11 protein-coding genes are annotated in these 12,504 nt (G+C 73.9%); 8 read left to right on the top strand and 3 right to left on the bottom strand.

Going from position 1 to position 12,504, the window contains the following annotated elements; genetic code table 11:
• Positions 1 to 210: 210 nt before the first annotated feature.
• Complete coding sequence (locus ABZ924_RS36340) at positions 211 to 918, top strand: hypothetical protein (protein WP_361919638.1); 708 nt, start codon at positions 211 to 213, stop codon at positions 916 to 918.
• Between the two features lie 18 nt (positions 919 to 936).
• Here the strand turns inward: ABZ924_RS36340 and ABZ924_RS36335 are convergent, their stop codons facing one another.
• Complete coding sequence (locus ABZ924_RS36335) at positions 937 to 1,548, bottom strand: TetR/AcrR family transcriptional regulator (protein ID WP_361919636.1); 612 nt, start codon at positions 1,546 to 1,548, stop codon at positions 937 to 939.
• 82 nt (positions 1,549 to 1,630) lie between these two features.
• On the opposite strand from ABZ924_RS36335, the gene ABZ924_RS36330 reads away from it, so the two are divergent.
• Together ABZ924_RS36330 and ABZ924_RS36325 are read left to right on the top strand one after the other, a co-directional pair.
• On the top strand, positions 1,631 to 2,320 hold the full coding sequence (locus ABZ924_RS36330) for an FAD-dependent oxidoreductase (protein ID WP_361919634.1): 690 nt from the start codon (positions 1,631 to 1,633) through the stop codon (positions 2,318 to 2,320).
• A complete protein-coding gene (locus ABZ924_RS36325; protein WP_361919632.1) occupies positions 2,313 to 3,758 on the top strand; it encodes an aminobutyraldehyde dehydrogenase in 1,446 nt (481 codons plus the stop codon). Before ABZ924_RS36330 ends, ABZ924_RS36325 begins: the two co-directional genes overlap by 8 nt.
• 83 nt (positions 3,759 to 3,841) lie before the next feature.
• Here the strand turns inward: ABZ924_RS36325 and ABZ924_RS36320 are convergent, their stop codons facing one another.
• Positions 3,842 to 5,347, bottom strand: a complete 1,506-nt coding sequence (locus ABZ924_RS36320; RefSeq protein ID WP_361919630.1) for a pyridine nucleotide-disulfide oxidoreductase — start codon at positions 5,345 to 5,347, stop codon at positions 3,842 to 3,844.
• Positions 5,348 to 5,351: 4 nt separating this feature from the next.
• Positions 5,352 to 6,554, bottom strand: coding sequence for an MAB_1171c family putative transporter (locus tag ABZ924_RS36315; RefSeq protein ID WP_361919628.1), 1,203 nt, complete (start codon positions 6,552 to 6,554; stop codon positions 5,352 to 5,354).
• A gap of 436 nt (positions 6,555 to 6,990) precedes the next feature.
• Here ABZ924_RS36315 and ABZ924_RS36310 point away from each other — a divergent pair, with 436 nt between their 5' ends.
• The 5 genes from ABZ924_RS36310 (at position 6,991) to ABZ924_RS36290 (ending at position 12,413) form a co-directional block, all read left to right on the top strand.
• Complete coding sequence (locus ABZ924_RS36310; protein WP_361919626.1) at positions 6,991 to 7,563, top strand: MarR family transcriptional regulator; 573 nt, start codon at positions 6,991 to 6,993, stop codon at positions 7,561 to 7,563.
• On the top strand, positions 7,560 to 7,997 hold the full coding sequence (locus ABZ924_RS36305) for a hypothetical protein (protein WP_361919624.1): 438 nt from the start codon (positions 7,560 to 7,562) through the stop codon (positions 7,995 to 7,997). Before ABZ924_RS36310 ends, ABZ924_RS36305 begins: the two co-directional genes overlap by 4 nt.
• A gap of 403 nt (positions 7,998 to 8,400) precedes the next feature.
• The gene (locus ABZ924_RS36300) at positions 8,401 to 9,831 is read left to right on the top strand and encodes a hypothetical protein (RefSeq protein ID WP_361919622.1); all 1,431 of its coding nucleotides are present in this window, start codon (positions 8,401 to 8,403) and stop codon (positions 9,829 to 9,831) included.
• 271 nt (positions 9,832 to 10,102) lie between these two features.
• A complete protein-coding gene (locus tag ABZ924_RS36295; protein WP_361919620.1) occupies positions 10,103 to 11,602 on the top strand; it encodes a cellulose binding domain-containing protein in 1,500 nt (499 codons plus the stop codon).
• A 166-nt stretch (positions 11,603 to 11,768) separates the two neighbouring features.
• Positions 11,769 to 12,413: a dihydrofolate reductase family protein gene (locus ABZ924_RS36290; protein ID WP_361919618.1), complete on the top strand. Its 645-nt coding sequence runs from the start codon at positions 11,769 to 11,771 to the stop codon at positions 12,411 to 12,413.
• Positions 12,414 to 12,504 lie beyond the last annotated feature (91 nt).

Genomic DNA, 12,504 nt, shown 5'->3' with positions numbered 1-12,504 from the left:
ATCGGTCCGAAGCAGGATGACCCTCGGGCGATCGGTCCGAAGCAGGATGACCCTCGGGCGATCGGTCCGAAGCAGGATGACCCTCGGGCGATCGGTCCGAAGCAGGATGACCCTCGGGCGATCGGCCCGAAGCAAGACGACCCCCGGGCCATCGGCCCCAAGCAAGACGATCCCCGGGCCATCGGCCACCACGGCCGTGACGGGATCATCGTGCAGGGCGGGATCATCGTCCAGGGCGGGCGGACCGCGGGGGAGCATCCGGACAAGAAGGCGCGTCAGAAGCGGGCCAGGAAGAAGGCGAAGACCATGGCGCTGATCATCGGCGGCGTCATGGTGGTCGCCGTGGGCGGCGCGGTCGTGGGCCGGCAGCTGGGCCACGACCCGGCCACCACCCTGCCGCAGGCGGCGGCGACACCCACCGGTGCGGCGTCGGCCGGTGCACCCGCCGCCCCGGCATCCGACCCCACCCCTTCGACCTCCTCCGACAGCGGCACCGCCCCGGCCGCTGCCGGGGGCTCACCGACGCCCGTCGCCTCCGCCCCGTCCGCCCGCAGCGGCAGCAGCGCCTCACCGGCCCGTACGACGCAACCGGCGCAGTCGAGGCAGTCCGACACGCCGGCCCCGGCCGCCGCGCCGGTGCTGTCCCTGCGTCCCACCAGCGTCCAGGAGTTCTGCGCGAACGGCGGGTGGCCGAACACCCTGCTGGTCCGCAACAGCGGCGGCGGCACCCTGGAATGGTCGGTCGGTCAGCTGCCGCCCGGGGTCACGGTCAGCCAGGGCGCCGGGTCCCTCGCCGCCGGTGCCTCGCAGGTGCTCACGCTGGGGGGTCGGGCCGAGCAGCAGCCCCCGAACGGCCGGTTCACGATCGGCTTCTCCGGCAACGGCGGCAGCGGCCGGGTGACCGTCAACTGCGCCTGAAGGGCCGCCGCGTCCCGGTCAGGGCTCCGGGAAGGGCTCGCGGACGCCGAGCGCGGGGGCGATCGCCCGCCAGATCGTCTCCCGCGCCGTGGCGAGGTCCACCCGGGGATCGTCGAGCATCAGACGGATGCCGAGCCCGTCGCACAGGGCCAGGACCAGGGTGCTGAGCGCGTCGACGTCGCAGTCGGCGAACTCCCCGGACTCGATGCCCCGCTCCACGGCAGCGGCGACCCACGCGTGCAGTTGGTCGTACAGGTCGACCGCCAGATGACGGGCCGCGGTGTCGCGCTGGGCCCGCACCCACAGCTCCTGCCAGAGCTTCCAGTCCTGGCGCAGCTCCGCGTCCGTCGGCAGCATGCTCCGCAGGATGCGGGCCAGGGCGACGGAGGCCGGGACCGAGTCCGCGTCCGCCCCGGTGTCCTTGCCCGTCTGGGCGAAGGAGTGCGTCATCGCCTCGGCGAAGAGCTTCTCGCGCGTGTCGAAGTGGTAGTGGAGCAGGGCCTTCGAGACGCCGGCGTGCTCGGCGACCTTGCGCATGCTGATGCTCTCGAAACCGATGTCCGCGATGACTTCGCACGCGGCCGTGAGGATCCGCTCACGCGTCTCGAGTGCCCGCTCGGCCTTGGTCACGTTCGGCTGCTCCCCGTCTCGGCGCCCGTGGACCGGGCGGGCCGGCCCGGCTGCCGGGGCCGGCACACCACCATCCTCCCGCATGGCGGCGCCCCCGGGTCCGCCGCGGGCGTGGAAGCCCCGGCCCGTTCCGCGGCCCGGCCGCCAGGAGGCCGTCGCCGTACACCGCCCCGGCCGCTGCACCGTACGGCTGCGCGGAGGGGAGGTGCTCACCGCCGGAGCCGTCGTCAGCGCCCTGCCCGTCGGCCCGCTGCGCTCCGTCGCCGTCACCGGGGTCCGCGAGGAGCGCCTCGCCTCCCTGCACCGCCAACGCCACGCACTCGCCGCGAAGTTCGTCGCCGCCTACGAGCGGCCGTTCTGGCGCGACCGCGGCCGCAGCGGCCTCTCCGAATGCGAAGGGGTCCTCGGCAGCACCTGGCCGCAGAGCGAGGGCATCCTCTCCGCCCTCGTACCGCCCGAGCGGCTCGGGGTGCTGCTCGGCACACCCGCCCCGCTGCGCACCCGGGAACTGCTCGCCGAGATCGCCCGCCTCTACGGCGACGAAGCGCACCGGCCGCTCGCCACGCACCTCCGGATGTGGGGCACCGACCCGTGGACCCAGGGGTACGTGACCCAGTGGACTCCCGGTGACGTCATGGCCGTCGGCCCATGCCACGGCACCCACGAACCGCCCTTCTACGTCTGCGGATCCGACCAGTGGGTGGCCGGCTACATGGAAGGCGCCGTACGCACCGGACGCGACGCCGCGAAGGAGGCCCTGCGCCGTGGCTGACACCGTGCACGCCGTCGAACCCGTGCACACCGTGCACAACCACATCGCGGGTGAGGACCGGCCCGCGGCCTCGGGCGCGACGACGCCCCTGGTCGACCCCGCCACCGGCCGGATGCACGGCAGCGCCCCCCGCTCCGGCCGGGCCGATGTCGACGCCGCCTGCGCCGCGGCCGCGGCGGCGTACGCGCACTGGTCCACGACCACCCCGGCCGTGCGCCAGCGCGCCCTGCTGGGCATCGCCGACGCCCTCGAGGAGCACGCGGACGCCCTCACGGCCGCCGAGACCGCCGACACCGGCAAGCCCGCCCACCGGTTCAGGACCGAGGAACTGCCCGCGATCACCGACACCGTCCGCTTCTTCGCCGGAGCCGCACGGAACCTGCCGGGCCCGGCGGCAGCCGAGTACACCGAGGGCCGCACCTCGGTGCTGCGCCGCGAACCGGTCGGGGTCTGCGCCCAGATCACCCCCTGGAACTACCCCCTGATGATGGCCGTGTGGAAGATCGCCCCCGCGATCGCCGCGGGCAACACGACGGTGCTCAAACCCGCCGACACCACCCCGTCCTCGACCGCACTGCTGGCCCGCATCGCCGCCGCCCACCTGCCGCCCGGCGTGCTCAACGTGGTCTGCGGCGACCGCGACACCGGCCGCGCGCTCACCGCCCACCCCGACGTCGCCCTCGTCGCGGCCACCGGCAGCGTACGGGCGGGCCGCGAGATCGCGGCCGCCGCGGCCGCCGACCTCAAACGCGTCCACCTGGAGCTCGGGGGCAACGCCCCGGTCCTCGTCCACGACGACGTGGACGTCGAGGCGACCGCCACGGCCCTGGCCGACGTCGCCTACTACAACGCCGGCCAGGACTGCACCGCGCCCACCCGGTTCCTGGTCCACCACCGGATCCACGACGCGTTCCTCACCGCCTTCGCGGCAGCGGCGGCCGAGCTGCGCACGGGCTGCCCGTACGGTCCGGACACCGACTTCGGACCCCTCAACAGCGCCGCCCGGCTGGCGTCGGTGCAGGACCTGCTCGGGCGGCTGCCGGCGCACGCCGAGATCGTCACCGGCGGCGCCCGCCTCCCGCGCCCGGGCTTCTTCCACGAGCCCACCGTCGTGGCGGGGGTCCGCCAGGACGACGAGATCGTGCAGGAGGAGGTCTTCGGGCCCGTCGTGACCGTGCAGCCCTTCGCGGACGAGGCGCAGGCGCTGCGCCTGGCCGACGACGTGCGCCACGGCCTGGCGGCGAGCGTGTGGACGGCGGACCACGACCGGGCCATGCGGGCGACCCGGTCGCTGCACACCGGCATCGTCTGGGTGAACACCCACGGCACCACGGTCTCCGAGATGCCCCACGGCGGCGTCCGGCACTCGGGCTACGGAAGCGACCTGTCGATGGCGGGCCTGCTGGACTACACCCAGGTCAAACACGTCATGCTCTGAGCCGCCTCCGCCCTTGGGCCCGTCTCGTGCCCGCCCCACCACTTGACGCCGAGGTAGTACCTGTGGGCCCAGTCCCTGGACCCTCAGCGGTGGCGGATCTCCGGCAGTGGGTCGCGGGACAGGACCTCGGCCACGGCCGGCGGGAGGGGCGGGCCGCTCAGGCGGGGCTGTCCGGGGCCCGTCACCGCGGCCCAGACCACCCGTGGGCCCAGGAGGGTGCCGGCGCCGGAGCGGAGCGTCATGACCTCGGTGAGTGCGGTGGTGGCGGTGTGGTTGCCGGTGGCGGTGTGGATCAGCCGGTTGATGTACCGCTGGGCGAGGTCGTCCAGCGCGGTGGGGGACTTGCCCGTGCAGCCGGGGAAGTGGAGGTCGCCGCCGCTCGCCAGCAGCCACGCGGCCGCGGCCGGGCGGGCGAGGGCGCGCTGGGCCCGGCGGGTGAAGCCGGGGGAGCCGATCCTCCCGGCGGCCTTCGCCGCGGTGTCGCGCACCGCGAGGGCGCCCTGGGCCGCCACCGAGAGGCCGTGCCCGTACACCGGGTTGAGTGCGCACGCGGCGTCGCCGAGGACGAGGAACCCGGCCGGCAGCCGCATCTTCTCGTAGCGGAACCGGCGGTTGGCCGTGGACCGCGTCAGGACCACGTCGGACAGGGGCTCGGCGCGGGCGATCAGGTCGGCGACCAGGGGGCTGCGCAGCCCGCGCGCGAACGGCTCGAAGTCCTCGTTCCTGGACGTGGGGTTGCCCCCGCGGCTCCCGCAGACGCTGACCAGCCACTCGTCGTTCTCGACGGGCAGGACCGTCCCGAACCGGCCCGGCCCGCCCAGCCGCGCGTCGGCCTGCACGGTGACCACGGGCCAGTCCTTGGTCGGGGCGGGCGCCCTGTAGCGGCGGGTGGCGTAGGCGACGCCCGGATCGATGGTCTCGCACGCCACGGGCGGCAGCCCGAGCGCGGCGAGCCAGTGTGAGGCGCGCGAGCCGCGCCCGGTGGCGTCGACGACCACGCACGCCGGGACCTCGGTGTGCGTGCCGTCGGCGCACCGGATCCGGGCGCCGTGCACCCGGGACGCACAGCCGACCAGGGCGGTGGGCTGGGCACCGTACAGGAAGCGGACGTTCGGATGGGCGGCCAGCAGCCGGGAGCGCACGCCGGCGTCGATCAGGGGCCGGCTCGCGGCGATGAGGTAGTGGGACTCCGGCCACAGCCGGTACCAGCCCCCGGGCGACAGGGCGACCATCGCCGCCGGTACGGGCACCCGGTTGGCCCCGGCGCCGAGCCATGCGGCGGTGGTTCCCGGCAGCAGGGCCTCGATGGCGTCGGCGCCGCCGGACCACAGCATGTGGGCGTGCCGTGCCTGGGGGAGTCCGCGGCGCGCGGCGCGGGTGCCGCCTGCGGGGGCCGGGGCGCGCGCAGGATCGGGGACGCTCGCCGGGTCCGGGGCGTCCCGTTCGACGACGAGCACGTCGTCCGCGTACGGGGCGAGCGCGGCCGCGGCCAGCAGCCCGGCCAGTCCTGCGCCCAGCACGAGGACGGTCCGCGGGCCGGACGCGGAGCCGCCGCGGCGGGGCGGCGCGGGAGGCGGGTTCGTGGGCACGAGGCTAGCCGCTCCCCGAACGGGATCCGGCACCCAGGGGCTCGCCGCGCGTGTCGAGCCGGGCGAAGTGGGCGCCGAGCCGGCCGAACCACTCGTGGCCGGTTCCGCCGACGTACAGGCGGACGTGCAGGTCCGCGGGGGACGGGGCTTCCTCGCCGCTGCCGTGGCGCTGCCGGTCCTCCCTGGCCCGCAGAGCCGCCCGCACCATGCGGGCGTCGGCCGCGATGTCCACCTCGTGCGCGGCGCAGCCGGCGGCCGCCGCCTGCTCCTCCCACAGGGGGCGGTGCGCCGGGTCGATGTAGGGGGAGAGGTCGTGGATGCCGTCGGCGACCTGCGTGGCCCGCTGGGTGGCGCGCAGCTCGATCCCGGCCCACCACGGCAGCCGGATCGCGCTGGAGCGGGCCTCGGGGTGGGCGTACAGGGCCCGCCACAGTGGATACATCCGGCGGTAGGACCGCCAGGCACGCCATGCCTCCTCCAGCCGCGGCCCGACCAGCGGCATGAGGAACCCGCAGGTGCCGAGGCCGGCCCCGATGCTGCCGACGGGAGGGGCGACGCTCGTGCTGAGCACGTCCAGGTCGGAGTCCAGCCAACGGGCGGCGACGGCGATGCCCTTCAGCACTCCGAAGGCGAGGTTGAAGGCGAAACCGGTGACCAGGGTGCGCAGGCCGTAGCGGACCCAGCCGGAGGAGACCTCGGCCGCCCACCGCCAGCAGGTGACGCTGACGACCGTGGCGGTCGCGGTGTGCGCGAGCAGGTACCACACGATCATCTCGCGGACGAAGGGCGTGTTGGCGTAGTAGGTGTCGAAGTCGCGCCGGCGCTCCACGGGCGCGTCGCCCAGCGCGAAGAGGGCGGCCAGGATCGCGGCGGCCGCGACGGTCCCCAGGATCCAGCCGAGCACGTGCCGGCGCACCGTCTCGGCCGGTCCGCCGCGCCAGTGGATGATGAGGACGAGCGAGGCGCAGGAGAACCCGAGGACGATGCAGTAGACGAGCGGCGCGCTGAAGTTCGGCACTCCCGTCAGCCGGTTGACGCGTGCGACGACGGGCGGCGCCGCGAAGAACCAGCCGGTGGCCCCCATCGCGATGAGCGCGCAGACCGATCGCACCATGGGCGAGCGCCAGCCCTGTACGAGCGCAGGCAGGCGCGCCGCCAGGGCGAGGCCCATGGCGGTGGCCGGTATGAAGTAGTCCCCTCCCCGCATCAGCAGCCGCCACGCCGCCCGCGGTTCGGGCCGGTGCCCCTGCTCGCCCGTCCTGTTTTGGACAGGGGGACGTCGGGGTTGTCCATGGTCTCGGCCAGGCCCCCGTGCCCGTCTCTCAAAGACCCTCCAGGCGTGTGCGAAGGGGTGTGTCTCGGGTCGGGACATGCCGACGACCTGCGGGGCAACTAGATCACGGAATTGATCGTTGATGCAATCAATCGTTGGCCGACGCAAGGGCCTTGGGACCCGTGTGCCGGTGTGCTGCGGACGCGTTCGTGCCGATTCGCACGAAATGGTGGTGTGGAGGTTTGGCCGAAAACCCGGGGGTCTTCCGGTGGGTCCCCAGGGGTCTTCCGGTGGGCCCGGCCAAGGGGTGTCCCGCGCTCGGGCCGTTGTGGCCTTGACGCTTCCCAGGAAGATCGCGTACTCATTCATTATGAAGCAGGTAACCAACTCGCAGGAGCTGGCCCGCGATGCGGGCGGGCTGCTGTACGACCCCCAAGTCCGCTCGGCCATGGCCGAGTTCGCCGCCGACGGCGACACACTGCGACTGGAGGCGGCCGCCGCGGCCCGGGCCGCGCACAAGGCCGTCGAACGACTCCGCTCCCACGGCTCGGAGGGCCGCGGGCTCAGCGCCGGGGCGTTGGACGTCCTGGTCAGGCTCCGCACCCTCGGCGACGCCGGGGCGAACCCGGGCGAACTGGCCCGGGCTGCCGGGATGAGCCCGCGCAACGCCACGGGCCTCGTCGACACCCTGGAGAAGGAGGGCCTGGTCCGCAGGGACCCCGACCCGGCCGACCGCCGGTCCGTCCTCGCCCGCATCACGCCCGCCGGCCTGGCCTGGCTCGAGGCGTTCCGTGCGCCGACCCACCGCGCGATGGCCGCGGTGTTCCACGGCTTCACCGACACCGAGCTCGACCAGCTCCGCCACCTGTGCCTGCGGCTCGTGGAGAACCAGCAGCGCATCGCAGCCCACCTCGCCACGACCGAAGGAAACCCCACCACATGACCACGCCCCCGCCGACCGGCGGCGCTGCCGCCCGTACCGCCCGTACCGCCCGTACCGCCCGTACCGCCCGTGCCGTCGTACAGGCGTACCACGGGGCCCGCTTCCGCGGCGACGTGTCCGCAGCCGCGGACACCCTGGGCGACCCGTTCCGCTTCAGCAGCCCGCTCATGGCCTCCGACAGCGCCCGTGACCACCTCGCCGGCCTGGAGGCCTTCCTCCAGATCGTCACCGGCGTCGAGATGGTCAGCGAGCTGTACGCGGACACCGAGGCGACCTTGGTGTACGACGTCCACACCGCCGTCCCCGCGATCGGCACCCAGCGCACCGCCGAGCACTTCCACTTGACCGGAGGACGGATCGATACCATCCGCCTGATCTTCGACGCCACCCCCTGGCACGCCGTCATGCAGGCCGCTGCCGCCGCCGGGGCCTGACGGGCCCCCGCCGGCGCCTGCTTCAAGCCGCGCGCTCCGCCGGCCGACCGCCTCCGGTCGGGGCGTCGCGCGGCCGAAAGGCCGGTCGCAGTCGAGACCCGGTCCGCCGAACGACTCGGCCGCCGATACCCGCTTCTGCCCTGTCCCGTCTGCGTCGTCGGGCGCCAACGAGCCCTGCTCGCGGGCGACTTGGCAGCCGTACCGACCGGTCCAAGGCTCAACTACCCCTGTTCACGGTCACCTTCACGCAGTCGGTCCGTTACGGGTGGTTGTGGGCAGGCGTGGCTGATTTTCCCCGGTGTCCGCCGGTGTCGTACCGGAACACCGTTCTGCACCTGGCATGATCTGCCTTCACGTTACCTGTCGGTAGCGTAACTTCCCCCCAACTGAAGGTTTTATGCACGTGCGCATGCTCGCCAGACGCCTCCTCCTGCCCGGAATCACCACGCTGGCGCTCGCCGCCACCGGCTGCTCGTCGACGACGCACACCGGTGCCGCGGAGCCCGCAACCCCCGCCGCACTCGCCCCCGCCGCCGACGGCAGCCGGCAGCTCGAGGTGGCCGCGGCCCCGCAGGACGGCCCCGCATCGAACGAGGTGGCCCGCGTCGGCACCGGCAAGGGCGGCCCCGAGAAGGCCTCGCTGAAGGTCGCCTCGTACGACCAGGCGAGCGGCCGGGCCGTCATAGCCAAGGCCTCCCCGGCCCCCTCCTCGTCCTCTTCTTCTTCCTCCCGCTCGTCGGCTTCCCCCACGCCGAACACGTCGGCGTCCGCGTCGGCGTCCGCGGACAAGCCCGTGGCCGTCGGCGACGTCATCGCCAGCGGGCCGGCCCCCGGCGCCCCCAACGGCCTCCTGGCGAAGGTCACCGAGGTCGTCGGGAAGAACGACCGCGGCACCGAGGTCAAGACCGCGGCGACGCCCCTGTCCTCGGTCCTGAAGGACGACAAGGCCAACGGCAAGGTCGCCGTCGACCCGGCGTCCGTCACGGTCGAGCCCCTGATGAAGGGCGTCACCTTCTCCTGGGCCAAGAGCCAGGGCGTGCGCTTCGGCCCCGAGGGCGCCAAGCTGCCCCTCGGCAACCTCCGGCTCGACGTGAACGCGCCGATCGAGACCGCCCCGGACGCCCCCGTCTCGGCCGGCGCCTCCGTCTCCGGCTTCGTCCAGCTCGCCCCCACGGTGGAGTTCTCCTACGACGGCTCCGGCGGCTCCGGCCCGCGCTCGGCCTTCCTCGGCATGAGCGGCGACTGGTCCTCGCAGTGGAGCCTCAAGGGCCACGCCGCCGCGACCACGGGATCCCCGAAGCGGCTGCCGTTCGCCAAGCTGCACAGCGCCCCGGTCATCCAGGTCGGACCGGTCCCGGTCGTCGTCAACCTCGACCTGACCTGCTACGTCCAGGTGGAGGCCGACGGCCGCGTCACCCTCGAGGTCTCGCAGGACGTCAAGGGCGACTTCCGCGTCGGCGGCAGCTACGCCACCGGCAAGGGCTGGACCCCGGTCAGCACCTCGGCCGTGCAGAGCTCGCCCGTGAAGGCGAGCGTCACCGCCACCGGCCGCGTCAAGGGCGCCCTCGGCGCCGAGGCCTCCGTCGGCCTGTACGGGGCCGTCGGCGTCACCGCGGACTTCGCCCCGTACGTGCGCGGTGAGGCGGACGCCAAGGCCTCCGCCTCCACCGACGGCAAGACCTCGGTCAGCGGCGCGTGGGCCGTCTACGGCGGCTTCGACCTGAGCGGCAACCTGCAGCTGCAGCTGTCCCTGTTCGGCACGCCGCTCTTCGAGCGCCGCATCCCGCTCGGGTCCCTGAACCGCGAATGGCCCCTGGCCAGCGGCAAGGTCTGACACCGGGCGCGGCCTGCGCGCCTGGCCTCCACGCCTCGTCCCCAACCGCCCCGCCCCCGCCTCCGCCGGCACCGCGCCGGCCCCCGGCGGGGGCGGTGTGCTGTCCGGAGGGGCCCGCGTCAACCGCCCGCGTTAACCCTCCCCGATGCCTTCCTTAAGCGGGCCTCAAGATCCGGGCCCGGTGCCTCGAACTGCCGTTTTGTCCGGTTCCGGATCGCTAGCGTGCTGCCCCGTCCCCCCATCCCCGCACCGATGAGGCAGGCAGCCACTCATGTCCCGCACCTCCCACCGCCGCAAGGCGACCGGCCCGGCCAAGGCAGCCGTCGCACTCGCCCTCGCAGCCGCCGTCGGCGGCATCGCCATCACCCTCACCGGCACCGCCCAGGCCGCCTCCGTGGGTGCCGCCTTCACCAAGTCCAGCAACTGGAACACCGGTTACACCGGGCAGTACGTCATCACCAACAACGGCGACAAGCCGCTGGCCGACTGGACCCTGGAGTTCGACCTCCCCGCCGGCACCGCCCTGTCCTCGCTGTGGAACGGCGAACAGACCGTCAACGGCAGCCACGTCACCGTCAAGCCGCCCCGCTGGTCCGGCTCCGGACTGGCCGCAGGGGCCTCCACCACCGTCGGCTTCGTCACCTCCGCCACGCAGGGCACCCCGGGCAACCCCACCGGCTGCCTCATCAACAAGGTCAAGTGCTCGGCCGGTTCCGGGCCCGCCCCGCAGCCCACCGGCCGCCCGACCACCGCACCCACGGCCGCGCCCACCCCCACGGCCTCGGCCGACCCGACCGCCACGGCCGAGCCGACCACGCCCGCGCCGAAGCCCACCGCGACCACGGCCACGCCGAAGCCTCCGGGCGGCGGGACCACGCAGGCCGCGCCGTTCGCCCCGTACGTGGACACCTCGCTCTACCCCGCCTACGACCTGCTCGCCACCGCCGACCAGACCGGGGTCAAGGAGTTCAACCTGGCGTTCATCACCTCCGGCGGCGGCTGCAACCCCCTGTGGGGCGGCATCACCGCCCTCGGTTCGGACCACGTCGCCTCCCAGATCGCGGCCCTGCGCGCCAAGGGCGGCGACGTCCGCGTGTCCTTCGGCGGCGCCGCCGGCTCCGAACTGGCCCTGGCCTGCTCCTCCGCAGCCGATCTGGCGGCCGCGTACGGCAAGGTCGTCGACGCTTACGGGCTCACCAAGGCCGACTTCGACATCGAGGGCGCGGCGCTGCCCGACACCGCCGCCAACACCCGCCGCGCCCAGGCGATCGCCCTGCTCCAGCAGAAGCACCCGGGGCTGAACGTGTCCTTCACCCTCCCCGTCATGCCGGAGGGCCTGACCCAGCCGGGGATCGACCTCCTCGCCAACGCCAAGCGCAACGGCGTGGCCGTCTCCGCGGTCAACGTGATGGCCATGGACTACGGTCCGGCGTACAGCGGGGACATGGGCGGCTACGCGATCCAGGCCGCCACCGCGACCCAGGCGCAGATCAAGGGGGTCCTCGGGCTCTCCGACGCGGCAGCGTGGAAGACGGTGGCGGTGACCCCGATGATCGGCGTGAACGACGTGGCGAGCGAGATATTCACGGTGGAGGACGCCACCCAGCTGGCCGGATTCGCCCGCACGAAGGGCCTGGCCTGGCTCGCGATGTGGTCCGGTGCCCGCGACCGGCAGTGCCCTGGCGGCCCCAAGAACTCCGCGGACGCCACCTGCTCCTCCATCACCCAGAGCCCCCTGGCCTTCACCAAGGCCTTCGCCTCCCGCGGCTAGGCCTGCGGGTCCCGGGACGTCGGCGGCCTGCCCACGTGGCGCCGCCCGTCCCGGGCCTTGCCGGGCTACGTTCGGTTCCGGGGAAGTCGTGCCCGGGGCGGCGATGAGTTCTCCCGGCCGCGGGAGTCTCCCTTGCCGTCCACCACTGCACAGGAGGAGCGCGTACGTGACTCAGTTGCTGAGGGTCCAGAACTTCAACGTGTCCGGCGACGGCATCGCCGCCGGCGAGGACCAGAGCCTGGAGAGGCCGTTCGGGCACGTCGATCCCGGGAAGCTGTTCGCCTGGGCCGGCGCCACCGCGAGCTGGCCGGGCCGCACCGACCCCGGCGGCAGCCGGGGCCTCGACGACTACTTCACCCGGGACTTCGCCAACAACATCGGTGCCGAGATCATGGGCCGCAACAAGTTCGGGCCCCAGCGCGGGCCCTGGCAGGACCACGAGTGGCGCGGCTGGTGGGGCGAGGAGCCGCCGTTCCACACCCCCGTGTTCGTGCTGACGCACCACCCGCGCCCGTCGTTCTCGCTCTCCGACACCACGTTCCACTTTGTCGACGCCGACCCGGCCACGGTCCTGGCGCAGGCGCGGGAGGCCGCGCAGGGCAAGGACGTCCGGCTCGGCGGCGGGGTCACCACCATCAGGGAGTTCCTCGACGCCGACCTCGTCGACACCCTGCACGTGGCGGTCTCGCCGGTGAAGCTCGGATCGGGGCTGAGGCTGTGGGAATCGCCGGAGGAACTGCTCGACCGCTTCCACCTGGACGTCGTACCCAGCCCGAGCGGTGTGATCCACCACCTGTTCTGGCGGAAGTGACGCCTCCGGGTCGGGCCGGGCCGGGCAGCTGCTGCTGGCGGGGCCGGCGGCGCGGCACCGCTACCTGGGCGAGGAGCCCGACCCTTGGGTG

Source organism: Streptomyces sp. NPDC046876 (assembly GCF_040645035.1).
GTDB lineage: Bacteria > Actinomycetota > Actinomycetes > Streptomycetales > Streptomycetaceae > Streptomyces.
This window is presented reverse-complemented; position numbering and strand designations above follow the sequence as displayed.